Raw genomic sequence first — 25239 nt, 5'->3', positions numbered from 1 at the left:
TGACGGAAGGGTATTCTGCCGATAAACCAAGTCCTAGCAGGGCGCACAGCGTCTGTTTCCAGGTTGCGAAGAGGCTCATTGGCTTTCTGTTCGACGTAGGCTTAAAGCGCTTGAACCGCCGAAAGATTCAAAAAAGCAAAAACTTTCAGGTGTCGAATTCAATGAGAAGGGAGACGCAATAACTAAGCCCCATTATTTATGTACACCGACAAAAGCGAGATTTCTCCATTTTTCTTCGCGTAATCATGATTATGTTAAAAAACGATTTATTCCCCCGGGATACATACAAATCGCGGTTTCACTAGTCTTGGCTAGAAGATTGCATATTGGCCGGATGCTTACACTTGGGATATTCGTTACTATGACCCAAACGGGCGTTTTACAGATGCCAAAGGCAGGTTTCGTCGCAAAAGAACTGTTGGAGGAACTGACGAACGGTTGTCCATTTCAAAAAAGGATATGGGAATACGCCTACTGTATGTTGAGCGGAGACACCCCCGTCAGAGGATTCGTTACTGCTATTTATCACTCGCTATACAGGGCGTAAGCGCCGCGCTTCAATCGGAAGTTAAGCCTGACAAATCTAAAGCTTCGAGCGGTTTCGGACTGTCTCAACAACTTTGTCTTGCGCGCCGACCGTGATCCAAGCCTCATATTGCGATAGAAATATCAGACCGTTCAACTGTTCAAGGAAATGAGATCGCTTCAGTCTGTCCATGACCGGCCCCTTGACCTCAGACAGATGTAGACCGACGCCGATATCTGATAAACGGTGGTTGATCGCCTCAAGACTTTCCAACGCGGAGTAGTCAACTTCGTTCACCGCAGAAAACATCAAGATCACATGACTGACATTGCTTCCTTCAGGCACGCGGTGCTGGATCAGATCTTCCAGAAACCGCGCGTTGACGAAATACAGGCTTTCATCCACGCGCAACGTCACTATGGACGGGATCGTTTCAACCTCGTGACGTAGAATATTGCGGAAATGCTGGGTGCCGGGCACAAGCCCCACCTCGGCCACATGCGGGCGCGAAGTCTTGTAAAGGTGCAGCAGGATCGAGGTTACCACGCCCGAGGCAACCCCCACCTCGACCCCCAACCCCAACGTAAGGCCAATGGTGGCGGCGACCGCTACAAAATCTGCGCGAGAATAGACCCATGTCTTTTTCAGAACTGAAAAATCCACAAGACTTAGGACGGCAACAATGATCGTCGCGGCCAAAGTGGCCTTGGGCAGGAAGTAAACCAACGGGGTCAGTGCAAAGGCGGCGATGGCTAGCCCTACGGCAGTGAATGCACCGGCAGCCGGTGTTTCCGCTCCGGCATCAAAATTGACAACTGAACGCGCAAACCCACCCGTAACCGGATAGCCCCCTGTAAACGCTGCCCCCAGATTGGCCGCGCCCAAACCGATCAACTCCTGATCCGGATCAATACGCTGGCGTTTCTTTGCGGCCAGTGTCTGCGCGACCGAGACACTTTCGACAAATCCGATGATCGAAATCAGGATCGCAGGAGCGATCAGCTCTTCTACAAGATCTAAGGAAAGGTCGGGCATTGTGAACGGAGGCAAGCCCTGTGGCACCGCACCTACAACTTGAACACCTTGAGCATTCAGACCCAAAGTCCAGACGGTAACAGTTGTGGCGACCACGGCGGCGACAGGCCCGGCTTTCGTCAGAATGTCGGCAAGAACCGGCCCTACCCCCAAGAACCCAAGAAAATGTTTGAGGTGCTTGCGCACCCAGAACAAAAAGCCGGTGGCAAGGCTGCCGATTGCCAGCGTCACCCAATTTGTTTCAGGTAAATGGGCAAGGATTGATCCGACCATTTCAGGCAGTGTGTGCCCATGCGCATCGAAACCCAGAATGTGCCTGAGCTGACTGGTCGCAATCAAAACGCCGGAGGCTGTGATAAACCCCGCAATCACCGGGTGGCTGAGGAAATTAGCCATGAACCCCAACCGCATTACGCCCATAAGCACCAGAAACGCGCCGGACAGAAAAGCCAAGGTCAGGGCGGCGACGGCATAGCCTGCAGTGCCCTGCTCAGCCACCTGCCCGATCGCAGTGGCGGTCAAAAGCGACACCACCGCAACCGGCCCAACCGCCAGCGCGCGGCTTGTCCCGAAGATCGCATAAAGCACAATCGGAACAATCGACGCGTAGATACCGGCCTCGGGAGGCAATCCCGCCAACAGAGCGTAGGCAAGCGATTGCGGGATCAACATGATCGTCACGATCAAGGCTGCAATCAGGTCGTTTAAAAATGAGCCGCGCGTATAACTCCGGCCCCAATCGAGAATGGGGACAAATCGGCGAAGATGGTTGATCATCTGAGGTCTTCCGATGCGCAGGACTATTCCGGGACCACGTTCAGTTTTTCAGGACGCGCCATCCATTCCTTGCCGCGCAGCATTGCCTTCCAATAGATCGGCGGCAGCAGGCTTTCCTTCAGAAACCACGCCAAACGACTGGGTTTCGTGCCATCTAAAAGAAAACGCGGAAAACTGGGCTTGAGCGCTCCACCATAGCCGAACTCGGCCAATACGATCTTGCCACGTTCGACGGTCAGCGGGCACGAGCCGTAGCCATCATATTGCGCCGTCGCAGACCGACCTGCGATGTCAGCCACGATGTTGTCCGCCACGGCGGGCGCCTGCTTGCGTGCCGCCGCTGCTGTTTTGGCATTCGGTGCATTCATCACATCGCCCAGGGACCAGATATTGTCATAGCTCTTGTGCCTTAGCGTGGCCTGATCGACATCGACCCACCCAGCAGCATCCGCAAGCGGCGACACCCGAACGAAATCCGGAGCGGTCTGCGGGGGACAGACATGGATCATGTCAAAGGAGACTTCGACCCTGCACGGCTCATTGTCTGGTTGGGTCACCTCGAATACTGCCGTCTTCGCGGGCCCGTCGATTGCAACGAGGTTGTGGAAGAAATTCAACGAAGCGTCGTATTTTTTAACATAGCCCTCCAGTGCCGGGACATAGTCTTTGACGCCGAATAGCACTCCACCGGCGTTCATGAACTGGATGTCAATGTCGCTCAGTACGCCCCGCCGAGACCACGCGTCGCCGGATAGGTACATGGCCTTTTGCGGCGCACCGGCACATTTGATTGGCATCGGAGGCTGGGTAAAAATTGCTCTGCCCTTTTGCATCTCTCGTACCAACTGCCACGTATATGGGGCAAGATCATAGCGATAGTTCGAGGTTACGCCGTTGCGGCCAAGAGTTTCCTCCAACCCATCGACCTTGCCCCAATCCAGCTTCAGACCCGGGCAGACGACAAGTCGGTCGTATTTCACCACTCGGCAACCATCCAAAACGACGGCGTTGCTTTCCGGCTCAAACGCGGCGACGGCCGCCTTGATCCAATGCACGCCTTTGGGGATCAGACTGCCCATGGTCTTGGCCGTCGTCTGGGCATCAAAGATACCGCCGCCCACCATGGTCCAACCGGGCTGGTAGTAGTGAACATCTGCCGGATCAATGACGGCAATATCCAGATCGGGTTGCCTCGATTTCAGACTGGCAGCGACCGAGATCCCCCCTGCCCCCGCGCCGACAATAACAACCTGAAAATGGGCGTCGCCCGTATCTGTTGGGGTCTTGCCGCCATTTGCGATCCGGCGGGCCACGCCGTTCATGTCGTAGCCCGCTGCCTTGGTGGCTGTCAGGATTTCGGCAATCGGCCGTTTCATAGCCTCATGAAAAGACCATAGCGTGGCCGAGCGTGTTCCGGTGCGACAATATGCAAACACCGGGCGTTGCAGGTCCTCAAGCGCTGCGCCAAACGCCTCGACATCCCCATCTTTCACCATGCCTGATTGCACGGGAACATAGCGGGCCTCGATCCCTGCAGCCTTGGCTGCGGCGGCGATTTCCTTGAACGAGGGCTGATCCGCCCCTTCGCCATCTGGCCGATTGCAGATGATCGCGCGGAAACCCTGCGCAGCGATTGTCCCGACATCCTCGACCGAGATCTGAGGGCTGACGGTGAATTTGGGTGATATCGTGCGAAACTCCATCTCTGTTCTCCTTCTGGCCCATTAGAGGGTGTTTACAGGCACTTTGAGCATCGGGTTGCCGTCGGGATCCTTGGGCACCTCGCCTGCTCTCATGTTGACCTGCAGTGAAGGGATAATGAGGTTTGGCATCGCCAGCGTTGCATCACGTTCGGTGCGGAACTTGACGAATTCTTCTTTCGTCTTGCCGCCGCCAACATGGATATTGTGGGTCTTTTCCTCGGCTACGCTGGTTTCCCAGGCAATATCGCGCCCGTTTGGCCCGTAGTCGTGGCACATGAACAGACGCGTCTCATCCGGCAATGCCAGAACTTTCTGAATCGAGTCATACAGAACGCCCGCGTCGCCGCCCGGAAAATCGGCGCGGGCGGAGCCGCCATCGGGCATGAACAGCGTATCCCCAACAAAAGCCGCATCACCCATGACATGAACCATGCAGGCTGGCGTATGTCCGGGCGTGTACATGGCATAGGCCTGCATATTCCCGATCATATAGGTGTCGCCATCCTCGAAAAGCGCATCGAATTGCGAGCCGTCACGTTGAAACTCGGTCCCTTCGTTGAAGACCTTGCCGAACGTGTCCTGCACCACGGTGATCTTGGAGCCGACCCCGATCTTGCCCCCAAGTTTTTCCTGAATATACGGCGCGGCGGACAGATGATCGGCATGCACATGGGTTTCGATAATCCACTCCAGCTGCAGGCCCTTGTCGATCACAGTCCGGATCAGTTCATCCGCGTGGTCGAAAGTGATACGCCCAGCCGCGTAGTCGATATCCATGACACTGTCGACGATCGCGCAAGCGCTCGAATCCGGGTCTTTCACGATGTAGCTGATCGTGTTCGTTGCAGCGTCAAAGAACGCAAATACGTCTGGCTTGATCGCCATGTTTACGGGGTAAGTGGCCATATCTTGTCTCCTCCGGGTCTAATTTCAGGTACGTGTTTGCAAATCAGGAGCCAGCGCCGCCTGCAGGCCCTTGGTGAAGGCAATGCCCACAACCAGGGCACCGACGAAGGCGAAGACCTCCCAGCGACCCGTGCCCAGTGCTGGCAATGCGCCACCAGGGCAGAATCCGGCGATGCCCCAACCGATACCGAACAAGGCGGACCCACCGACGAGCTTGAAGTCAATCTTTCGCGCCGACGGCAAATGAAACGCAGGTTCAAGCAGGGGTGCGGCACGGCCGAAGACCATCTTGTAGCCAACAAAGGTGGTTATCAGTGCACCTCCCATGACAAAGATCAGGGACGGGTCCCAGGCACCAAACAGGTCAAAGAAATTCAGCACCTTGGCTGGGTTCGCCATGCCGGAAAGCGAGATTCCAACACCGAAGACCAGACCGATCAAATAGGTTGAGATGAGTTTCACGCTTTATCCTCCGAAAACGTGGCGTGTGACGAAAACGGTGGCAAAGGCGAGCAGCATGAACGTTGCTGTGGCTGTGATCGAGCGAACGCTTAGTCTCGCCATTCCACACACACCGTGGCCCGAGGTGCAGCCGCCGCCCAGGGTCACACCGACTCCGACAACCACACCGCCCAGAACAAACGCGGCAGTGGAGACCGGCACCTGCACCTGAGGCATCTGCCCGCACATCAACCTCACCACCAAGGGGCCGGTTGCCATGCCTGCCAGCAACGCGGCGCGCCAGGAAAAATCACTGGAAGATGCAGGCCGCAGCAGCCCGGCCAAAACACCGGTTGCCCCCATCACGCGCCCAATCAGCAACATTAGCAGCACCGAGGCCACTCCAATCAGAACGCCGCCTGTCAGCGACGCCCAAGGGGTAAATGCTGTCTCGATCATCAGCAGTCCTGACAGGTCTTGAGGCCAACGATGCGGTAAAGCGGGCAGTTGCCGACAAAGGCCGTCAGGGTGAACACACCCGCCACGATCAGCGCCAGCCAGAACAGGAATCCGCCCCCCAGCACACTCGTGCCCAAAGCCATGTATAAAAGCATCGCAGCAATCAGAATGCGCAACGCGCGGTCGAGTTTGCCCATATTTGTTGTCATGTCACACTCCATCGGGAATCGATGAAATGACAATTGCACAGCGCTGCTCACAGCTTTGGTGACATGGTCACCAAACTGCCAAAGCAAATGCAAAGTTTGATTTAGACCTCGGGCGCCGCCGATCTTGCCAAGCGTTCCAGCCCCTCGCGGTCGGTCATGCAGACTTCGCCGCGCGACTGTTCTACCCAGCCACGGCGTTGGAATTCCGCCAAGGTACGCGAGATCACTTCGCGCGCCGTACCCAACTCTGTAGCCAACACTGCATGCGTTGCGTGTACGGTCTCGCCTACCCCTGCCAGCTCTAGCAGCCGCGAAGCCAGCCGTACGTCCATACGCTTGAACACGATATCGTCGATCAAAGTAAAGAGATCGGTGATCCGGCGTGAGTAAGCTGAAAAGACGAACTCGCGAAACACAGGGGATTTCGCAACCAGATCGTCGAACGTTTGGCGCGGGATAGCCACCGCTGAAACGTCTGTCTCGGCAATGCCGTCGGCGGAATAGTCTTCAAAAGCCAGCATACACGCCGTGGTCAGCACACAGCTTTCACCGGCGTGAACACGATAGAGGAACACCTCGCGCCCGGTCTCAGATTTCTGCTGAACCCGGACGGTTCCCTCCAGCAGAAGCAATAGATTGTCAGCCGTTTGGCCAGGCGCGAATATCTGCGTGCCAGCGGGAACGTTGACGATCTGACTGCCGCTGATGAGGTCGGCGCGCACAGTATCCGGTAAGCGGCTGAGACCTTTGAACTTATCAATCCAAGAGTGTTGCATAGCCGAAAATCCTACCATTTTGCTTGCCGCAGCAATTGTGTCAGAACGGCGCTGTTGTTCAATGCGATATTTTGAATGTGAGGCGAACAACCGCGTTCTGAAAGATGCCATTCCTGTCATATGGCATTTCCCCGTGCTGGAATAGAATTGGGCTGCGTGGCTGGAGGTGGTAACCCCCGCCCGCTTATCGCTCAGCAGTGTTTTTTAGCGATGCCATCAGGTTATGAAACTTCTCGCCTTGAACTGCGACATGGGAACGAAGGGCATTGGCAGTATCGTCCGCCAAGCCGTCCTCAAGAACGCGAACGATGTCCTCATGTTCGGACATCGACTGCGCCATACGGCCACGAAATCGAAGTTGTTGCCGCCGGAAAGGTTTGAGGCGCCGATGCAGCTTGGAGGCCTCTTGTTCCAGAAACGAATTCCCGGATTGCTTGTAGATAATTCGATGAAACCGTTCGTTTTCGAGGTAGTACGTATCTGGATCACCGGCATCAACGGCCTGCTGACATCTCGTGTTGGCGTCCGTCAGATCTTTCAACGCCTCCTCGGAGATACGCATAGCGGCAAGTCGGCCGCAGACAGCTTCAAGCTCGGCCATCACCTCGAACATCTCCATCAGTTCTACCGGACCCGGCTGTCGCACGAAAGCACCACGTCGTGGAATGAGATCGACCAGGCCCGACAGCGCAAGTCGTTGAAATGCCTCTCTAAGTGGCGTTCTCGAGACTCCAAACTGTTCGGCCAGTTTGACCTCATCCAAACGGTCGCCGTCAGAGAATGTACCGTCAAAGATCAACTCTTCCAGTTCTTGGGCGATATTATCGGCAAGTCGTAAGTCCATAGGATTATGTATAGGACTCAATTTGTAGAAAATTCAAGAGCAATGATCTTGTATACAAAAACGTTGACTAAAAAACAGAACCGGCTTAAGCATACCCTGACCCCGGTGCGCCGGGTCGAACCAGGGAGGAAATAATGAAAACCATTTTTAAGACAGCCGTTGCTGTCGCAGCGCTTGTATCTGCTGGCACACTTGTATCCGCAAAAGAGCTGCGCCTGTCGCACCAGTGGTCCAACAAGGACATCCGTCACCAGGTCGCCCAGATCGTTGCCGATGAGGTTGCCGCCGCCGATGTCGATCTGGAGATTAAGATTTTCGGTTCAAAATCGCTGTTCAAACCGCGCGAGCAGTACAAGCCGCTCAGCCGAGGTCAGTTGGACATGACCGTTCTGCCGCTCAGCTATGCCGGTGGTCAGCAGCCCGCCTATAACCTGACTTTGATGCCCGGTCTGGTGAAAAACCACGATCACGCAGCGCGTCTCTCCGAATCTCCCTTCATGGAGGCGTTGGAAGAGAAGATGGCCGAGGATGACGTGATGGTTCTGGTCCATGGATATCTGGCCGGTGGTTTTGCCGGAAAGGACAAGTGCATCACCAAGCCCGAAGATATCGCAGGCTTACAGACCCGCGCAGCAGGTAAATCCTTTGAGCAGATGCTGGCCGGGGCCGATGCCTCAATCGCCTCGATGGCGTCATCGGAAATCTACAACGCGATGCAGACTGGCGTTTTGCAGGCGGCCAATACGTCGTCATCGTCATTTGTCAGCTATCGCATCTACGAACAGGTTAGCTGCTACACGCCAGCGGGCGACGTTGCCCTGTGGTTCATGTACCAGCCATTGCTGATGAACAAATCCACCTTCGACGGGCTGAATGAAGATCAGCAAGCTGCATTGCTTGCCGCGTCTGAAAAGGCACAGACTTACTATCTGGAAGAAGCCAAGAAGCAGGACGCAAACTCGGCCAAAGTCTTCGCCGAAGCGGGCGTCGAGATCGCCGAAATGAGCCCGGAAGACTTCGAAGCATGGCGCGCTCTGGCACAGGAAACATCCTACAAGGCGTTTGTGGAAGAGGTGCCGGACGGGCAGGAACTGCTGGACAAGGCTCTGGCGGTCGACTGACCATCTACTCGCCTGGGCGGCTCCGATGCCGCCCAGCACTGATCTCAGTTCTGATTTTCAGACTTAATTGCATCTCAATCACTAGGAGACGCAAATGGCTGGCCATAGCTCTGCCGTTGCTTCCCATACCGGGAACAATCCTTTCCTTCGTCTTGTCGCTGCGCTTTCAACACTGGCCGGATGGTGTTCCGCAGCCATGATCGTTGCTGCCGTCGCCATCACCTGCCAAATGATCGTCGTGCGTTTTGTCCTGAATGGCTCGACCATTTGGCAAACCGAAGCGGTCATCTATCTTGTCATCGCCGCCACCCTCGTCGGTCTACCTTATGTGCAACGCCTGCGCGGGCATGTGAATGTCGACCTGATCCCGATCTCGCTGGCCCCGCGCCCCCGCTATTTTATGGCGATCCTGACCTCGGCCCTGTCCATCGCCATCGTCTCGGTCATGCTGTTCTACGGCTACGAGTATTGGCACTTCGCATGGGAGCGTGGCTGGAAATCCGACACCGTATGGGGTGTGCGCCTGTGGATTCCCTACCTGTCCATCCCGGTCGGCTTTGGATTGCTGCTGCTTCAGCTGATTGCTGACCTCGTCGCCGTCCTGCTTGGCATCGATAAACCCTTTGGTCTGGAGTAAAGCCGATGGACCCCCTTCTGCTCGGCGCCATTGTCGCCATCGCCACCATCCTTGTTCTGTTTTCGGGCGTGTCGGTCGCCATCGGTTTGCTTATCGTTTCAGCCGGGTTTCTGATTGTCTTCGACGGCCCGCGTTCGCTGGAACTGATGCCTGAGATTTTGTTCGGAAAGCTGGATAACTTTGCCCTTCTGTCGATCCCGATGTTTATCATCATGGGGGCGTCCATCGCGTCGACGAGGGCCGGAGCCGACTTGTACGAAGCCTTGGAACGCTGGCTGACCCGTGTACCCGGAGGGTTGGTCGTATCCAACCTTGGCGCCTGCGCTTTGTTCGCAGCCATGTCCGGATCTTCACCTGCCACATGTGCCGCCATCGGCAAGATGGGCATTCCCGAGATGCGCAAGCGCGGCTATCCCGACGGCGTTGCCGCAGGTTCCATCGCTGCAGGTGGTACGCTTGGCATCTTGATCCCGCCCTCGGTCACCATGATCGTCTACGGCATCGCCACCGAGACCTCGATTGGTCGCCTGTTTTTGGCCGGCGTGATCCCCGGCCTGATGCTGGTTGGTCTGTTCATGGCCTGGTCGCTTTATTCGACCTGGAAATCCGGTGACGCCACCCGTCTGGGGTCTGGCAGCTACACTTGGCGTGAACGTTTCGAGATCCTGCCGCGGGTTCTACCCTTCCTCGGCATCATTCTGGGTGTGCTGTACGCCATGTATGGCGGTATCGCCACGCCGTCGGAAACCGCTGCCGTTGGCGCCCTGCTCTGCCTGCTGATCGCAATGATCATCTACAAGCTGTGGAACCCCAAGGACATCTGGGTCGTGCTGCGCGACAGCACCAAGGAAAGCGTGATGATCCTGTTCATCATCGCCGCTGCCGGTGTGTTCTCGTACATGCTCAGCTCGCTGTTCATCACGCAGGCGATTGCCGAATGGATCGGTACGCTGGACGTGAACCGCTGGGTTCTGATGGGTGCGGTCAACGTGTTCCTGCTGATCGCCGGGTTCTTCCTGCCGCCCGTGGCTGTGATCCTGATGGCGGCGCCGATCCTGCTGCCGATCATCACCACCGCTGGCTTCGATCCGATCTGGTTTGCGGTTGTACTGACCATCAACATGGAGATTGGCCTGATCTCGCCCCCTGTCGGCCTGAACCTCTATGTGATCAACGGCATCGCGCCCGACATCTCGCTGAAGACCATCCTGACAGGCTCCCTCCCCTTCGTGGCCTGCATGGTAATTGCGATTGTCCTGCTCTGCCTGTTCCCTGGTCTGGCCACCTGGTTGCCTGACCTAGTGATGGGAGCGGCGGTATGACCCTTCTGGCGGATCTTCTGTCCACCGTGTTCGAGCGACGCTATCGCCGCTCGGGCGCGGCGGCTCTCGATGGCCGCCCGCTGACCGAACTGGCCGATGCTCTGGTCGGGTCAGCGGGCGAGACTTCGGGGCTGGCGCTGGCTGAGGAAATCCTGACCCGGTTCGACACTCTGGGTGGCGAGGAAAAGCTGGTGTTCTTCCGCTATATCGCCACCGCCATGAATATCGACCCCGAGGCGGTGCGCTCGTCACTGGATGAATACGAACGCGATCCCTCGAAAGCCACCTATCGCAGCTTCGCAGCTGCGGTGGAACCGGCCCGGCAGGAATTGATCCGTCGATTGAACCGGGTGCCCGGTGCCACCGGCGCGCTGGTTCAGATGCGCGCCGACCTGCTGCGGTTGGGCGGCAAGGAGCCCGAGTTGCAGGCGCTGGATCTGGATTTCAGGCACCTATTCGCCAGCTGGTTCAACCGTGGCTTTCTGGTGCTGCGCCCGATCAATTGGGAAAGCCCGGCGCATATTTTGGAAAAGATCATCGCTTATGAGGCGGTCCATGCCATCGACAGCTGGGATGACCTGCGCCGCAGGCTCGAGCCAACCGACCGACGATGTTTCGCCTTCTTCCACCCCGCAATGCCCGATGAGCCATTGATCTTTGTCGAAGTGGCGCTGAACCAAGGCATCCCGGGCTCGGTTCAGGCGTTGCTTGCCGAAGACCGCGATCCGCTGCCGCAGGATCAGGCGGATACGGCTGTGTTCTACTCGATCTCGAATTGTCAGGCCGGGTTGGCCAGCATCTCGTTCGGCAACTCGCTGATCAAGCAGGTGGCCTCGGATCTGGCGGCGGAATTGTCGGGGCTGAAGACCTTTGTCACCCTGTCGCCCATTCCTGGCCTGAGCCAGTGGCTTACGCAGGAAAAAATTGAATGGGACATCGAAAAGCCCGATCAGATGAAGGCACTGGCGGCGTATTACCTGCTGAACGCCAAGGGCCGGGGCAACACGCCTTTCGACCCGGTGGCGCGGTTCCATCTTGGCAACGGTGCGCTGGTTCATGCGGTTCATGCGGATGCCGATACTTCGGACAAGGGCCGGGCACAGTCCGGCGGCACCATGGTCAACTATCTCTATGACCTTAGCCGCGTGGCGCAGAACCACGAACAATTTGCCAATACCCGCGAGGTGAACGCCTCGACTGAGGTCAAATCGCTTGCCGCGTCCGCCTCTCTCACATCGACACAGGAAAGGTAATCCCTATGGCCAATCCTCTCTATGACGGTTTGTTCGGCGCTCACGCCGGCAAAGACACACCTTTTTTGCATCTGCTCCACGGTTCGGTGATAACGCATCAGGACTTTTTAAGCACCGCAGCGCAGATCGCCCACCTGACCACACAGTTAGGCCTAAAGCCCGGCGACCGGGTTGCGGCGCAGATCGAGAAATCAGCAGAAGCGCTGGCCCTCTATGCCGCCTGCGCGCAGGCCGGCCTGGTGTTTTTACCCTTGAATACCGCCTATACCGTTGATGAGCTGACCTACTTTATTGAAAACAGCGGTGCCTCTCTGATTGTCTGTGACGCCAAAAGTGAAGAGAAACTTGCCCCCATTGGCGCGCAACTGAGCGCGCGCGTAGAGACCCTGAACGCGGATGGCAGCGGCAGCCTGATGGAAAAGGCGTCGGTAATGCCTCTCAGCTTCGACACTGTCGATCGGGACGGCGAGGATTTGGCCGCATTCCTCTACACATCGGGCACCACGGGCCGGTCCAAAGGCGCGATGCTTACCCAGAACAACCTGTTGTCGAATGCCGAAACGCTCGTCGAAGAATGGCGTTTCACATCCGACGACGTGCTGCTGCACGCGCTGCCGATCTTTCACACTCACGGACTGTTTGTGGCAACTAACGTGTCACTGGCTGCGGGCAGTAGCATTATTTTCATGCCTAAGTTCGATCTGGACGAGGTTATCCGTCAGATGCCTCAGGCCACGACAATGATGGGCGTGCCCACTTTCTACACCCGCCTGTTGGATGACGATCGGTTCACAAGGGAACTGGCCGAACACATGCGCCTTTTTGTTTCCGGTTCCGCGCCCTTGCTGGCGGAAACGCATGTGCAGTTCGAACAGCGCACCGGACACCGCATACTCGAACGCTACGGCATGACCGAAACCAACATGAATACATCAAACCCCTATGAAGGGGAGCGTCGACCAGGCACCGTCGGGGTCCCTCTGCCCGGGGTTGAGCTGAAAATCTGCGACTCTGATGGCAACGCCCTGCCCAATGGCGAGATTGGAGAGATCGAGGTGCGCGGACCAAACGTATTCCAGGGCTATTGGCAAATGCCTGAAAAAACCGCGGCCGAGTTGCGCGAGAACGGCTTTTTCATCACCGGCGATCTGGGCCGGATCGATGAAGAGGGCTATGTCCAGATCGTAGGCCGAAACAAAGACCTGATCATCTCAGGTGGCTATAATATCTACCCCAAGGAGATTGAACTGGTGCTCGATGACCAACCCGGCGTGCTGGAAAGCGCCGTCGTTGGCGTACCCCACCCAGACTTCGGAGAAACGGTTCTTGGTGTAATTGTCGCAGAACCGGGCGAGACCCCCAACCTTGAACAGATGCAGGCTGCGGTGTGCAACAGCCTCGCGCGGTTCAAACACCCCCGCAAGTTGATCCTGATGGATGAGCTTCCCCGCAACACCATGGGCAAGGTTCAAAAGAACATCCTACGTGACCAGTACAAGGAAATGTTCGTGGCCGCATGAGAGGCTGCCGTTTTTCGAATCAAGCAATGCAACGTGGGGGCAACTGCGGCTTGTCCCAATTTCGCAAAAGCCGTGCGCGAAAAACACGTTAGATGTCACTTAGTCAAACCTGTCTAAGCGTCTCGGCCAGTTCGCAAATATACATATTTTCATAACCCGCATGACGAATCAGCTGGCCATCCGTCATGGTATGGTGCGAAAACTTGAGCCAATACTTGGATGGTGTCATGTATCGCGCATCGTGGGTCAAAGTTTTTTGCAGTACACCGGCGTTGTGACAAAGCTGCGGTTTCGCCGAGCGCAACAATACTGGCGGCCCCAAAGGCCGTTTTCCCAAAGTTGAACGTATTGTATCTCCTTCAGGTCGGGTAAAGCGCAGCCCGATTGATGTTGCTATTAGAGGCAAGCCATAGGGGTTTATTCCGCTGCCATTGGAGGCAGGAACCGAAATTCTCTGATACTGTCGGGCTTCATCTCGATCGAGAACCCGGGCTGTGTCGGCGCCAAATAGGCCCCGTTCTTCACCACGCATGGGTCGATAAAGTGCTCATGCAGGTGATTGACATACTCGATCCGCTTGCTGACCTTCTCACCTGAGATCGCGACGTAGTCGATCATCGACATATGCTGGACGTATTCGCACAGGCCCACGCCCCCGGCATGGGGCCAAACCGGCAGATCGTATTTCGCCGCCATCAGCATGACTGCGAGCACCTCGTTCAGCCCACCCACCCGGCAGCTGTCGATCTGAACGATGTCGATTGCGCCTTCCTTGATGAACTGCTTGAACATGATCCGGTTCTGGCACATCTCGCCCGTCGCTACTTTGACCGGTGCGACGCCCTCGCGGATCGCCTTGTGGCCAAATACATCATCGGGGCTGGTGGGTTCTTCGATGAAGAACGGTCGCGCAAAAGACAGCGCCTTGACCCAGTGGATCGCCTGATCGACCTCCCACACCTGATTGGCGTCGATCATAATGTTCATGTCTTCGCCCAGTACTTCACGTGCGATGGTCAGGCGGCGAATGTCGTCATCCAGATCGCGGCCAACTTTGAACTTGGTATGAGTAAAGCCCGCCTCCTTGGCCTCATGGCAAAGGCGGCGCAGCTTGTCGTCGGGATAGCCCAGCCAGCCCGCCGAGGTCGTGTAGCAGGGATAGCCCTCGGCCTTCAGTTTAGCGATACGCTCCGCTTTGCCCGGTTCAGCCGCACGAAGCATCGCCAGCGCCTCATCCGGAGTGATCGCATCGGTCAGGTAGCGGAAGTCGATCAAGCACACGATTTCTTCGGGGCTCATCTCGCTGACCAATTGCCAGACGGGTTTTCCCGCCTCTTTGGCCCACAAATCCCAAGCAGCGTTCACGATCGCGCCGGTCGCTAGGTGGATCGCGCCCTTGTCCGGGCCAATCCATCGAAGCTGGCTGTCCCCCGTGATATGGCGCCAGAACCGGCCCATATCTTCTGTGATCCAGTCCAGCTCCAGCCCTTTGATCAACGCACCGAGGGCTTCGATCGCGGCCACACAGATCTCATTGCCGCGACCAATGGTGAAAGTCAGTCCGTGACCCTCATGCTCGCCGTCAGTTTCCAGCACCACATAGGCGGCAGAGTAGTCGGGATCGGGGTTCATCGCATCCGACCCATCCAAACTGGACGAGGTCGGGAACCGCAGGTCCTCGGTCCGAATGCCGGTAATCCGGGTCACTTGCTGGCCTCAACGGTTTGGCGCTGAACGCCCAACCCTTCGATCCCCAGCTCCATCCGGTCGCCGGGTTTCAGATAGGTTTGCGGGTCCTGCCCCATACCCACGCCCGGAGGCGTCCCCGTCGAGATCACATCACCCGGCTGCAATGACATGAACTGCGACAGGTGCGAGATCACTGTCGCAACATCAAAATGCATCGTTCTGGTCGAGCCGTCCTGATACCGATGCCCGTTCACCTCAAGATACATCGGCAGGTTCTGCGGGTCCGACACCTCATCACGCGTCACCAGCCATGGGCCGATGGGGCCAAACGTGTCGGCGGACTTGCCCTTTACCCACTGGCCCGAGCGGTGCAGCTGGAAGTCGCGTTCCGACAGATCGTTGACCACGCAATAGCCCGCGACATGGTCCAGCGCGTCCTCGACGGATACGTATTTTGTATGCTTGCCGATCACCACACCCAGTTCGACCTCCCAATCGGTTTTGACTGAGTTGCGGGGGATTTCCACAGTGTCATCAGGCCCCATGATCGCCGAGGTCGCCTTGAAGAAGATCACCGGTTCTTCGGGCAGGGCCATGCCAGATTCAGCTGCATGGTCGGCGTAGTTCAGGCCGATGCAAATGAACTTGCCTACATGCCCGACACAGGCTCCAATGCGCGGCGTACCTTCTACCACGGGCAGCGCATTCACTTCCAGCGCGCGCAGGGCATCAAGACCGGCATCCGACAACACGTCGCCCGCTATATCGCCAATGACACTCGACAAATCGCGGATTGCGCCGTTTTCATCCATAAGGCCGGGTTTTTCTTGTCCGACCGGACCGTAACGCAGCAGTTTCATCTCAAATCTCCCTGATCAAACGGTCCAGCCGCCATCGATGGCGAAGGTCTGTCCGGTGGTGAATGCGGTCTCATCGCTGCCCAGATAGACGGCCAAGGCGGCAACCTCGTCTGCGTGCCCGATGCGGCCCATGGGCTGGCGCGCGATGAAGTCCTTCATCGCCTGCTCGTAGTCGCCGGTCGCGCGCAGGCGGTCGTGTAGGCTGGGGCTATCTACGGTGCCAGGGCAGATCGCGTTGCAGCGGACGCCTTGCGTGATGAAGTCGGCGGCGATGGATTTGGTCAAGCCAATCACGGCCGCTTTGGACGCGCAGTACGAAAAGCGGTTAGGCACGCCTTTGATCGACGACGCGACCGAAGACATGTTGATGATCGAACCACCGCCATTCTCCAACATGTCGGGCAGAACCAGCTTGGCCAGCCGGTACATCGCCTTGACGTTCAGATCAAAACTGAAATCCCACTGGTCATCCTCGCATTCAAGGATCGAGCCGGCCCCAACGAACCCTGCGCAGTTGAACAGCACGTCCAACTCTCCGGCGGTCGCTACCGCGTCGGCCACGGCATCCGCATCGGTGACGTCCAGCTTCAGAGCCGTCACACCCTCGATCGCAGCCAGTTCGGCAAGCGTTGCATCGTTAATGTCGCATGCAATCACCTGCGCGCCTTCTGCAACATATTTCTCGACGCTGGCGCGGCCAATGCCCTGCCCCGCGGCAGTTATCAGTGCTTTCTTTCCGGCCAGACGGCCCTTTGGTTTCGTCATGTCGTCCTCAATTCGTATGGAATATTTCAATCATGGGCGCCCATTGCTCGCCTTCGACGCGGCTGGGCAGACGGTTTTGGCAAGGGTCGGTGAAACTCCACCATGCCCGCGTTTTGGGGTCTTGCGCCATGCGGCCATATCCCCTTTGAAATCGGTGTCGTGATATTCCCAGTACCCAAACAGCAGGCTCTCGGGTTCACGCAAAAAGATCGTGTAGTTGCGGATACTGCTTTTGACGATCTGAGCCAGCACATGTGGCCAGAAGGCAGCGTGCAGACGCTTGTATTTGTCTAGCTTTTCGGGCTTCGCCGCGATCACCATGGCCATACCTTGCATCATGCGCCCTCCCTGATCTCAATCGGCGTGGACTGAGCAGTGATTGCTTGCCAGTCCCACGCGATACCAAGCCCAGGCAAATCTGACGGAAAGGCAAGCCCATCCTCAATGCGTATCGCGTCCGTCGTAACGCTGTCGAGCTGTGGGATGTATTCCAGCCATTTTGCATTTGGTATCGCACAGACCAGTGGCAGATGCAGTTCCATCAAAAAATGCGGGCAGACCATGACGTTATACGCCTCGGCCAGATGTGCCACTTTCAGCCATGGGGTAATGCCTCCGATCCGCGCCACATCAACCTGCACAATACTGGCCGCACCTGCGTGTAAATAGTCCTTGAACTGGCTCAGCGAGTACATGCTTTCGCCGACGGCTATCGGCACCGAGGTCCGTTGCGACAGTTCGGCATGGCCTGCGACGTCATCCGCGGGCAGTGGCTCCTCGAACCAGCCGATACGATAGTCTTCCAAAACCTGAGCTAGGCGGATCGCTTCGGACAGGGTAAAGCCCTGATTGCCATCGGTTAAGATTTCATATCCCGGCCCAACCGCTTCACGCACCGCAGCCAAACGGGTGGCATCCTCGCTTAGGTGGTCTCGCCCGATCTTGATTTTCGAGCCGCGGAACCCCTGCCCCTGCATCGCCAGCGCGTCATCGACCAAGGCCTGTGTGTCCAGATGCAGCCAACCGCCGTCGGTCGAATAGAGCGGGATGCGATCCCGCGATCCCCCCGCGGCTTTCCACAGCGGCAGCCCTTGTTTGCGGCAGCGCAAATCCCAAAGAGCGGTATCAATCGCGGCCAAAGCAAGTGAAGTGATCGCCCCCACCGCCGTCGCATGTGTCAGGAACAACAGATCGCGCCAGATGCCTTCGATCCGATCCGCATCATGCCCTATCAGAGCGGGTGCCAGCGTTTTTTCAAGCAACGCCATCACCGACGGGCCACCGGTGCCGATGGTGTAGCAATAGCCCACACCTTGTGCCCCATCGCTATCGGTCACGGTCACAATGGGCGTTTCCTGACTGACAAAGGACTGAATGGCATCAACCCGTTTCACCTTTGGGTTCAGGTCGATCATGCGCAGTTCGATATGGGTGATGGTGGCCATGGTTGCTTACCCTCTCAGCGCCTCACCAGTGGCCGCGTCGAAGACGTGGCATTTGTCGAGAACCAGATGGAATGGCAGCGTCTCGCCCTGCTCCACCTGGCGCGGATTGAACATCTTGGCCTTAACCTCGACCCCCGCTAGATCAGCAAACAGCGAGGTTCCGGCGCCCAAGGGTTCTTCCAGTGCAACCGGCAGCTCCGGATCGACCAAAGCGCCCTTTTCCTCGACTGCGTGGCCGACCTGCATGAGATTGTCGGCGCTGTCGCCGAATTGAACCACATGTCCCGCGCTTACATGGTCGCGAGCCGAGGCCGGGAACGCGAGCGCATCCTTCAGAACGACGCAGTCAGCCAGCGTCATCGCCTCAAGTTGATCGTGGGTTAAGTAGACGATGGTATTGCCGACGCGCTGGAGCTGACGACCGGACAGCTCTGCCGACTTGCGGTTCATCAAGTCGTCCGGCCCAAGTATTGCTGTAGCCTGGGGGCGCCTGGCGATCTGCAGTGTGAAACGCGGATTTTCGCGCGCGGTCATATGCGGGTACAGCGCGTAGTTCTGGAACACCGTCGAGTTGTTGCGTTCACACGGAGGCAGGTCGTTGACCACCCGACTGCTGATACAAATCTTGCCATCGGAGATATCTTCGAGCCCCGTGATCATACGCAAAGCCGTGTATTTTCTGCAGCTTCGACGAACGATCCACAGTTCGATTCGGCATGCGTTGCCCCAGCACGCAAAACAGCGCAGCTTTCAAGCAAGCTACTAATATTACAATACGAATTCATCACTTGCTTCTCCCTTAGTTCTTTTTTGGCGACTCTCGTGTGCCATCTTTTTCGTATATAAAACATCTATTCACATATAAATCAATATTGACATCCACTGCGCATTCAAGGCACTTTGCTCACACATTCGCCCGCAAGCGCGAATTGGGAGGAATACGTGTCGGCAACTTCAGAGAAATATCGCGCCCCTGCCCTAGAGAAGGGTTTGGACATCATCGAGTTGCTATCGCTGCATGCCGACGGCCTGGCACAAGGCGACATTGCACGCGCTCTGGATCGGTCCCAGAGCGAAATTTACCGGATGTTGTCCACACTGGTGCGACGCGGTTATGTGATCCGGTCCTCTGGCGATGATCTCTATTCGCTCAGCCTGAAAATGTTTGCGATTTCCCAAAGGTATCCTCCGGTCGAGCGGTTACTTGAGATGGCGACACCCAAAATGCGGGCCGTAACGCGAAAGGCCTGGCAATCCTGCCATATGGGTATGGAGAGCAATGGAGACATAGTTGTTGTCGCTTCGATCGCCTCACCCGGGAACTGGGGCTTGGCGTTACGCGTCGGAACCGTGATTGGCCTTGGGAATACTGGCACCGGCCGTGTACTTGCGGCGTTTCGCAGTGACGCCGCCCTTGAAGACCTGCTAGACAATCACAGGCTTGCGCAAGGTGAGCCGGAATTGGATGTCGTTGAATTCAGGGAACATGTCGCCCGCATACGCGAATTGGGCTATGAGCGAACGCCATCAGCCACAGCGGTTGGGGTGACCAACCTCGCCTACCCCGTGCTGGACCACGAAGGGCAGGCAATCAGCGTGGTGAACTGTCCATTTCTGGAAAGGATCGACCAACTTGAAGTTCCGGGAATTGAAGACGTGCATCAACTCTACAAATCTTTGGCGGTAGAATTGACCGATTTCTATACGGGCAAGTCGCAAGCCTGACCTACAAGTCACTTGTCACAAAGAGATAAAGTCAAGCAGGCTAGTCCATGTCCGTTCTGATCCATGTGCGAAGAGGCTGTTTTCGCCAAAAACTCGTGTCTCTAGACAAGAGTTGCGTCCTCTTTGGTTTTGTTGGCCAAAAGACCGCCAATTGTGATGAGACCAGCGCCTATCCAGCCCCACAAATCGGGCAAGGTACTCCAGATCAAATAGCCGAAGAAGACCGCCCAGAGCATTCCGGAATACTCAATCGATGCCAGTGTACTAATCGGTGAGAAGGAACATGCTGACGTTCTGAAATACACACACAAAGCGCCACAAACACCCAACAAGCCAACGAGCCAGAGGTCGGAAATACCGGGAATGTAGCTCCCATAGGGAACCAAAAAAGCGGCTGCGGCAAAGACCATGAGATATTCATATCCGGCGATTGCTTCCGGTGTATCCCGTCGCGAAAGGGCACGCGCCGTGATTAAGCCGAGTGCGCTACACAACGCGGCCGCCAATGGAAAAAAGGCTGCCACGTTTAGACCTAGGCCCGGCGGGCGTATTAAAAGTAAAGCGCCCATAGCGCCTGAAACGAGTGCAAGTAGTTGTGGCAGCCCGGGATGTTCTCGAAACACAAGTGAAGACAAGACCATCGAAAAGATAGGCGCGACCATGAAAATCATGGTCACTTCGGCAAGCGGCAAGTTTTGAAGACCGGAAATGAAAAAGTACATTGTGCCTAGGGTGAGCACCCCCCTGGCCATCAATAGTGGCCATCTTGGTGAGGCCAATGATCCCCAGTTTCGAGGCGCAATAAATACAAGGAAAAACAAAAGGCCAAAGGCGCTTTCAAACAAGATGATCTGAAGCCCTGAATACGTCTCGGATAGCACCTTGGCGACTGCGTCCATCGCAGACATAAAAAAAACACCTAGCGCAAAGTAGGCTGGACCATTGGCGTAGAGTTGTGATGGTTTGAGGCGGGCGATCATGACGTGAGCTGATCAAATATTGACGTTCGCTCCAACCGAAAGCGTGCAGTGAACGGACCAGGTGTTTCGCGTAAAAATGCGTCCATAGACTTAAGCATTTCGATGGCATCTATTTTTTTCTGATTGACCGTGTTGCCCTCAAGCCATCGCTCAAGCAGAAGCAATTCATCGGGTTGTACATTGTTCTGTTCGCCGAGGTGCATCATATGTTTGTACGAGCGGTTGGAGAAATACTCTTGATCCATTAGATTCAGTAGCTTATCGGCCGTTTCTTGGGAAATGACTTTGGTTTCCAAAGCAACCTCAAGTGTTGCTCTGATGTTTACAAGCGGCTCTGACAGCGACGGGTATTTCAGTTCGGCAGGTCCGTGATTCAAGGCGACCTCGTCGTCACGCGTCAATAGACCGTCGCGGTATTCCTCAAAGATGCGGCCAACCCCTTTCATCCCAAAACTATGCAGCTCCGCTGCCCTCAACGCACCCATGCTAGAGCTGCCGAATACATGCACACCCTGATCAAGCGCCCAGAGTATTTCCTTGTGCAACACAGACGGTGTGAACTGAAAATAACCGTCAATTATTCCTATGGCGTGTGGCTTTCGCGCGACCGCATTCAATACATCCCCCTGAGCCGCCGGGGGCAGATATTCAGCGGTCAAAATCTGTTTGGCTTCACTTTCGTGAATGGTGGGGCCGCAGAAAACAAAAACGGTCATTGCATTAACGCTGTCGCATTTTGCGCACGCAGTCCCGGCGTATAGCGTGGGTCGTCATGCGGCCCCTCCAACCCGGGGACGACCACCCGTACAACTGCGATGCGATTGGAGACATAGTCGGCTGTAATGTCGATGAAGCAGGCACCGTCCAGTCCAGCGGCAGTCAACCGCGATTTGAGCCAAACAAGATCTCCCTCGGGAGATTTGCTTTCATACGACTGCCTGGAGTCATAACTCAGGCATCCAGGTCGGGCAATCGTTTCTTGGAACTTCATCTCCGAGTAGTAGTCCGAGTGCAGATCATCACGCGCGCCTGTGATCAATGTCAGTCGTTCCTGTGCAGCTTCTGTCAGGGCGCGCGAGAGCGCGATCTGCCGACAAGGGTGACACCCTGCGCCGACAGATGGGCGCGAGAGAAGTATCGGCACGTTTCCGTTTTCACATGCCCATACCAAGTAGGCGGGCACGCCGATTTCCGTCGTCACGTCCCAGATCGCCAAGTTTATGTCTGCGTCCTTGAATTTGCTTAGGGTCTGGCACAAACCGTGATCTTCGATAGTCCGTTGATCAATTCGACGTGCGTCACGCTCTTGCCACGGCAAACGCGACCATAGCGCCACAGCATCCCGTTCGATCACCTCGCACAAGCCGTGTATCTTTGCCTCGGAAAGTGAGTTGCCCGAGGCCAGACCGTTCGAACTCGACAGGAAGAACCCGCTCCCGGGTGGGAGAGGGCGCGTGTAGTTTGTATGTACCAATTCGTAGGGAACCCACACACTTCCGGAACCCGTCAATAGTTGCATTTCAATCCAGAGGTTCGGCGCGAAAGGATCAAACTCCACCTCATCGCTAAGCGGCAACTGATCAACTGGCAAAACACTGTGTGTGTATCTGATATCTTCAAGGCTCGCGAGTATGACCGGAGCCACAATGCGTTCGGCGTGAAAAATCTCGATAGACTCCATCACAGCAGAAGCGACCGCAGCGTCATATGTCACGCCCTTCCCTTGAGAAACGGCCATTGATCGCGAGTTTGGCCTGCATACGACGGTTGTCGGTAGCCCAACACGATCAAGCCCCGTGACATCCGCTATACGCGTGATGCCAAAAACCGGAAACAGGTCCCGCAAAAGCTCAACCGTCTGCCTGGGCGAGCGAATGCGATGTGTCCCATCAAAATATTGTTTCAAACCAAGTTCTCACGCGACTGGGAACAACCTATCAGTGCGCGCAATGACGATTCATACTGCGCGACACGAATGTTGGCTCAAAGGCTTGAGCCAACACTCAAATACGTTGTTTGGACTGGTTTTAAGCAGTTGGTTGAATCTTCGCCCCGACTTGGGCCGGATCAATTTTTGCTCCCAGTTGAGACGGGTCAATTTTGGCACCAATTTGGCCTGGATCGATCTTGGCCCCGATTTGGCCCGGATCAATTTTTGCACCCAGCTGAGACGGGTCAATTTTGGCTCCATGCTGGCCGGGGTCAATCTTGGCGCCGACCTGCGAAGGGTCACCCTGGCATACTTCTCCGGCAGCGATCGCAGAGTGGCGATGTGCAGAATTGGTTTCAGGTAGAGCAAAAACTCCGGATTGATCGATGGTGATCAGACGGCCATCAGGCGCACGAACAGTTCTTTTGTTTTCAAACATTTAATTTCTCCCTTTGTTGGAATCGTCGTTCTAATTTGTTTTGCACTTCAAGAACCAGAGCGCGCCTTTCCCTAACATAAAATTTGTTTGTTCACCAAGGCGGATGACTGGCGCCATCCCAGATGAGTTAGAATGAGAATCTACGTTGGGGTCAATTGGAAAGGCATCGGTTTGACAGACTTTGGAAGCCTTTGGTGCTGCAAGCATGCTCACACCTAAAGCAAAACCTGTTTTTTGGCGCTCCTTCTTTGCGTGACAAATTTCCGCACTATCGGCCGAAACGGGGTCGTCAAATATGGCCGGGCACGACCTAGGTATCTTGTAGTGGTCGTGCTCTGCGCAGTCGCTATACTTTCCGTTGGAAACTCTGTTTGCGGCAAAAGCGCAGACCAAGATTCTGAACAAATTGCATGTCGTCCAAGCCCATGAACCAAACTTTTTTTTAAAGGGCGTGATGAGCAACAGTTGTAAGCGCCGAACAGTATCGCCATCCTGTAAAGCTTTCTTTTCTGCGTGGCTATACGGGAGACTAGCGCCGACTGGTCAAAGAGACAGTGCGCCGTCTTAGAAAGTTGAGCAGTTCCCGTGGATTGCCGGCCCGTTTTTCAATCTCGTCTCTCTCGATAGGGTCACCGACGATCGGGCGCTGGGGTTTATCCAAGGCATGCCGCACTTCGTACAAAAGCAACCCTTGACGCAGTGTGGCAGAGACATTGCTGGCGATTTGATAGGCGCGACTGTTGCGTCCGGGAAAGCGAATGGGGACAACTGTGGCGCCAGAGCGCTGGATAAGTTTGGCTGTAAAGGGATTCCATTCGCGTTCGACCGCAGACCCCCACCAACTGTCCGACGAGGCAACAACCCCGGAAGGGAACAATGCGATTAAACCTCCGTTCGCAAGATGCTCCATAGCTTTTCGGCGCATTTCAAGGCTCTTTTCAAGAGCGTCGGGTTCATGATCAAAGGGGACCGGGATCATGAACTGGTCAATCTCAACGACACCCGTCAGCAGAGACCGCGTTAGAATTTTATAGTCGGTTCGGACCTGACCGATCAGTTCGGCCAGGATCATGCCGTCGACAAGTCCGTGCGGGTGATTGGCGACAACCACCACGGGCCCTTTGCTCGGGATTTGACGAATTTCTTCATCGGGCGTTTGCAGCGCGATGCCCATCACCTTGAGGGCCTGCGCCCAGAAGGGTTGCCCAGCGGGCACGCCCATTGCCTCGAATTTTCGGATGCGACGCAACAAATGGAGCTTGCTTGTAGCCAACTCGATCGCTTTGATCGCCCATCGCTGAACCGGGTTTCTGAATGTGGACGCATAAGACAAGCGGCGCCGATCATAGGGCTGTTCGCTCAGGTTTGTTCCGTCGCTCTGGCCAAGCAACAACCGAGTCTCTTTGTCCGGGCGGCCAGTACCGGGTTTTTTGAGGGTCTGAGACCCCTTACCCCTCATCGAAGGATGAAGACCGAACACGGCGCACGGCGTGAAACACGCGACGCCGTCGAGCCCAGAAGATAGTCTCGAACACCAGGTTTGTGAGATCCGACAATAACCAAATCAACATGGTTCTCGCGGGCAAACTCCGCGACCTTCAGGCCGGGCTTGCCAGTGATAACCTCGGTCGAGATGTCGTCCGCGCCGCTCGCAAGGCGATCCAGTTCGTCCTTGATACGCGCTGTAAGGTGGTTCTCGGGTTTCGACTCCACGAATTCGGCGACGAAACCGGGTATGTCTTCAAGCACTGTCAGCAAGGTCATCCGGCCGTCTTCAGCAAGCAGACGGCGCCCAGCGGCGATTTTGTTGGCGACAACGCCTTCGTGGTCCAGAGCGACCGGGATCAGAATGTGCTTGTACATGGTCAGTTCCTTTG

At 56.1% G+C, this 25239-nt stretch carries 25 protein-coding genes and 1 pseudogene; 6 read left to right on the top strand and 20 right to left on the bottom strand.

Annotation, left to right across the window (positions count from 1 at the left end; genetic code table 11):
• Nucleotides 1-583 precede the first annotated feature (583 nt).
• From ACR0C3_RS14665 to ACR0C3_RS14630, 8 genes are all read right to left on the bottom strand, one after another.
• Nucleotides 584-2338 carry a SulP family inorganic anion transporter gene (locus tag ACR0C3_RS14665; RefSeq protein WP_480759125.1) on the bottom strand — a complete coding sequence of 585 codons (1755 nt, stop codon included), beginning with the start codon at nt 2336-2338 and terminating at the stop codon, nt 584-586.
• A gap of 23 nt (nt 2339-2361) precedes the next feature.
• Nucleotides 2362-4041: a bifunctional protein tyrosine phosphatase family protein/NAD(P)/FAD-dependent oxidoreductase gene (locus ACR0C3_RS14660; RefSeq protein ID WP_480759124.1), complete on the bottom strand. Its 1680-nt coding sequence runs from the start codon at nt 4039-4041 to the stop codon at nt 2362-2364.
• 21 nt (nt 4042-4062) lie between these two features.
• On the bottom strand, nt 4063-4947 hold the full coding sequence (locus ACR0C3_RS14655) for an MBL fold metallo-hydrolase (RefSeq protein ID WP_480759123.1): 885 nt from the start codon (nt 4945-4947) through the stop codon (nt 4063-4065).
• A gap of 24 nt (nt 4948-4971) precedes the next feature.
• Complete coding sequence (locus ACR0C3_RS14650) at nt 4972-5409, bottom strand: DUF6691 family protein (RefSeq protein ID WP_480759122.1); 438 nt, start codon at nt 5407-5409, stop codon at nt 4972-4974.
• A gap of 3 nt (nt 5410-5412) precedes the next feature.
• The gene (locus tag ACR0C3_RS14645) at nt 5413-5847 is read right to left on the bottom strand and encodes a YeeE/YedE family protein (RefSeq protein WP_480759121.1); all 435 of its coding nucleotides are present in this window, start codon (nt 5845-5847) and stop codon (nt 5413-5415) included.
• Nucleotides 5847-6056, bottom strand: a complete 210-nt coding sequence (locus tag ACR0C3_RS14640; RefSeq protein ID WP_480759120.1) for a YgaP family membrane protein — start codon at nt 6054-6056, stop codon at nt 5847-5849. The genes ACR0C3_RS14645 and ACR0C3_RS14640 overlap by 1 nt, the downstream gene beginning before the upstream one ends.
• Nucleotides 6057-6157: 101 nt before the next feature.
• Nucleotides 6158-6832: a Crp/Fnr family transcriptional regulator gene (locus ACR0C3_RS14635; RefSeq protein WP_480759119.1), complete on the bottom strand. Its 675-nt coding sequence runs from the start codon at nt 6830-6832 to the stop codon at nt 6158-6160.
• Nucleotides 6833-7016: 184 nt separating this feature from the next.
• Nucleotides 7017-7676 (bottom strand): GntR family transcriptional regulator, encoded by a 660-nt coding sequence (locus tag ACR0C3_RS14630; protein WP_480759118.1) that lies wholly within the window; start codon nt 7674-7676, stop codon nt 7017-7019.
• Nucleotides 7677-7810: 134 nt separating this feature from the next.
• On the opposite strand from ACR0C3_RS14630, the gene dctP reads away from it, so the two are divergent.
• The 5 genes from dctP (at nt 7811) to ACR0C3_RS14605 (ending at nt 13529) form a co-directional block, all read left to right on the top strand.
• Complete coding sequence (dctP, locus tag ACR0C3_RS14625; protein WP_480759117.1) at nt 7811-8797, top strand: TRAP transporter substrate-binding protein DctP; 987 nt, start codon at nt 7811-7813, stop codon at nt 8795-8797.
• Nucleotides 8798-8891: 94 nt separating this feature from the next.
• Nucleotides 8892-9434 (top strand): TRAP transporter small permease, encoded by a 543-nt coding sequence (locus ACR0C3_RS14620; RefSeq protein ID WP_170378218.1) that lies wholly within the window; start codon nt 8892-8894, stop codon nt 9432-9434.
• 5 nt (nt 9435-9439) lie between these two features.
• Nucleotides 9440-10756: a TRAP transporter large permease gene (locus tag ACR0C3_RS14615; protein WP_170463731.1), complete on the top strand. Its 1317-nt coding sequence runs from the start codon at nt 9440-9442 to the stop codon at nt 10754-10756.
• The gene (locus ACR0C3_RS14610; RefSeq protein WP_480759116.1) at nt 10753-12009 is read left to right on the top strand and encodes a malonyl-CoA decarboxylase; all 1257 of its coding nucleotides are present in this window, start codon (nt 10753-10755) and stop codon (nt 12007-12009) included. The genes ACR0C3_RS14615 and ACR0C3_RS14610 overlap by 4 nt, the downstream gene beginning before the upstream one ends.
• A gap of 5 nt (nt 12010-12014) precedes the next feature.
• Nucleotides 12015-13529 (top strand): malonate--CoA ligase, encoded by a 1515-nt coding sequence (locus ACR0C3_RS14605; protein ID WP_480759114.1) that lies wholly within the window; start codon nt 12015-12017, stop codon nt 13527-13529.
• Nucleotides 13530-13946: 417 nt separating this feature from the next.
• Here the strand turns inward: ACR0C3_RS14605 and ACR0C3_RS14600 are convergent, their stop codons facing one another.
• The 6 genes and pseudogenes from ACR0C3_RS14600 to ACR0C3_RS14575 form a co-directional block, all read right to left on the bottom strand.
• Nucleotides 13947-15236: an L-fuconate dehydratase gene (locus ACR0C3_RS14600; RefSeq protein ID WP_480759113.1), complete on the bottom strand. Its 1290-nt coding sequence runs from the start codon at nt 15234-15236 to the stop codon at nt 13947-13949.
• Complete coding sequence (locus ACR0C3_RS14595) at nt 15233-16078, bottom strand: fumarylacetoacetate hydrolase family protein (protein WP_480759111.1); 846 nt, start codon at nt 16076-16078, stop codon at nt 15233-15235. The genes ACR0C3_RS14600 and ACR0C3_RS14595 overlap by 4 nt, the downstream gene beginning before the upstream one ends.
• A 15-nt stretch (nt 16079-16093) precedes the next feature.
• Nucleotides 16094-16843 carry an SDR family oxidoreductase gene (locus ACR0C3_RS14590; RefSeq protein ID WP_480759110.1) on the bottom strand — a complete coding sequence of 250 codons (750 nt, stop codon included), beginning with the start codon at nt 16841-16843 and terminating at the stop codon, nt 16094-16096.
• A 7-nt stretch (nt 16844-16850) separates the two neighbouring features.
• Nucleotides 16851-17164 (bottom strand): annotated as a pseudogene (locus tag ACR0C3_RS14585) (L-rhamnose mutarotase).
• Between the two features lie 14 nt (nt 17165-17178).
• The gene (locus ACR0C3_RS14580; RefSeq protein ID WP_480759108.1) at nt 17179-18288 is read right to left on the bottom strand and encodes a mandelate racemase/muconate lactonizing enzyme family protein; all 1110 of its coding nucleotides are present in this window, start codon (nt 18286-18288) and stop codon (nt 17179-17181) included.
• Between the two features lie 6 nt (nt 18289-18294).
• Nucleotides 18295-18954 carry an ATP-binding cassette domain-containing protein gene (locus tag ACR0C3_RS14575; protein WP_480759107.1) on the bottom strand — a complete coding sequence of 220 codons (660 nt, stop codon included), beginning with the start codon at nt 18952-18954 and terminating at the stop codon, nt 18295-18297.
• A 276-nt stretch (nt 18955-19230) separates the two neighbouring features.
• Here ACR0C3_RS14575 and ACR0C3_RS14570 point away from each other — a divergent pair, with 276 nt between their 5' ends.
• Nucleotides 19231-20013, top strand: coding sequence for an IclR family transcriptional regulator (locus tag ACR0C3_RS14570; RefSeq protein ID WP_480759106.1), 783 nt, complete (start codon nt 19231-19233; stop codon nt 20011-20013).
• A gap of 101 nt (nt 20014-20114) precedes the next feature.
• Here the strand turns inward: ACR0C3_RS14570 and ACR0C3_RS14565 are convergent, their stop codons facing one another.
• The 6 genes from ACR0C3_RS14565 to ACR0C3_RS14540 all read right to left on the bottom strand — a co-directional run bounded on the left by ACR0C3_RS14565 (nt 20115) and on the right by ACR0C3_RS14540 (nt 25225).
• A complete protein-coding gene (locus tag ACR0C3_RS14565) occupies nt 20115-20993 on the bottom strand; it encodes a DMT family transporter (RefSeq protein WP_480759105.1) in 879 nt (292 codons plus the stop codon).
• Nucleotides 20990-21709 carry a TfuA-like protein gene (locus ACR0C3_RS14560; RefSeq protein WP_480759103.1) on the bottom strand — a complete coding sequence of 240 codons (720 nt, stop codon included), beginning with the start codon at nt 21707-21709 and terminating at the stop codon, nt 20990-20992. The genes ACR0C3_RS14565 and ACR0C3_RS14560 overlap by 4 nt, the downstream gene beginning before the upstream one ends.
• Nucleotides 21706-22899 (bottom strand): YcaO-like family protein, encoded by a 1194-nt coding sequence (locus tag ACR0C3_RS14555; RefSeq protein ID WP_480759102.1) that lies wholly within the window; start codon nt 22897-22899, stop codon nt 21706-21708. The genes ACR0C3_RS14560 and ACR0C3_RS14555 overlap by 4 nt, the downstream gene beginning before the upstream one ends.
• A 121-nt stretch (nt 22900-23020) precedes the next feature.
• Entirely contained in the window at nt 23021-23362 is a 342-nt protein-coding gene (locus ACR0C3_RS14550; RefSeq protein ID WP_480759101.1) for a hypothetical protein, read from the bottom strand.
• Between the two features lie 529 nt (nt 23363-23891).
• Nucleotides 23892-24536, bottom strand: a complete 645-nt coding sequence (locus ACR0C3_RS14545; RefSeq protein WP_480759100.1) for a lysophospholipid acyltransferase family protein — start codon at nt 24534-24536, stop codon at nt 23892-23894.
• Nucleotides 24537-24817: 281 nt separating this feature from the next.
• Complete coding sequence (locus ACR0C3_RS14540; RefSeq protein ID WP_480759098.1) at nt 24818-25225, bottom strand: universal stress protein; 408 nt, start codon at nt 25223-25225, stop codon at nt 24818-24820.
• Nucleotides 25226-25239: the final 14 nt, after the last annotated feature.

The organism is Ruegeria sp. CK3 (assembly GCF_056536565.1).
This window is presented reverse-complemented; position numbering and strand designations above follow the sequence as displayed.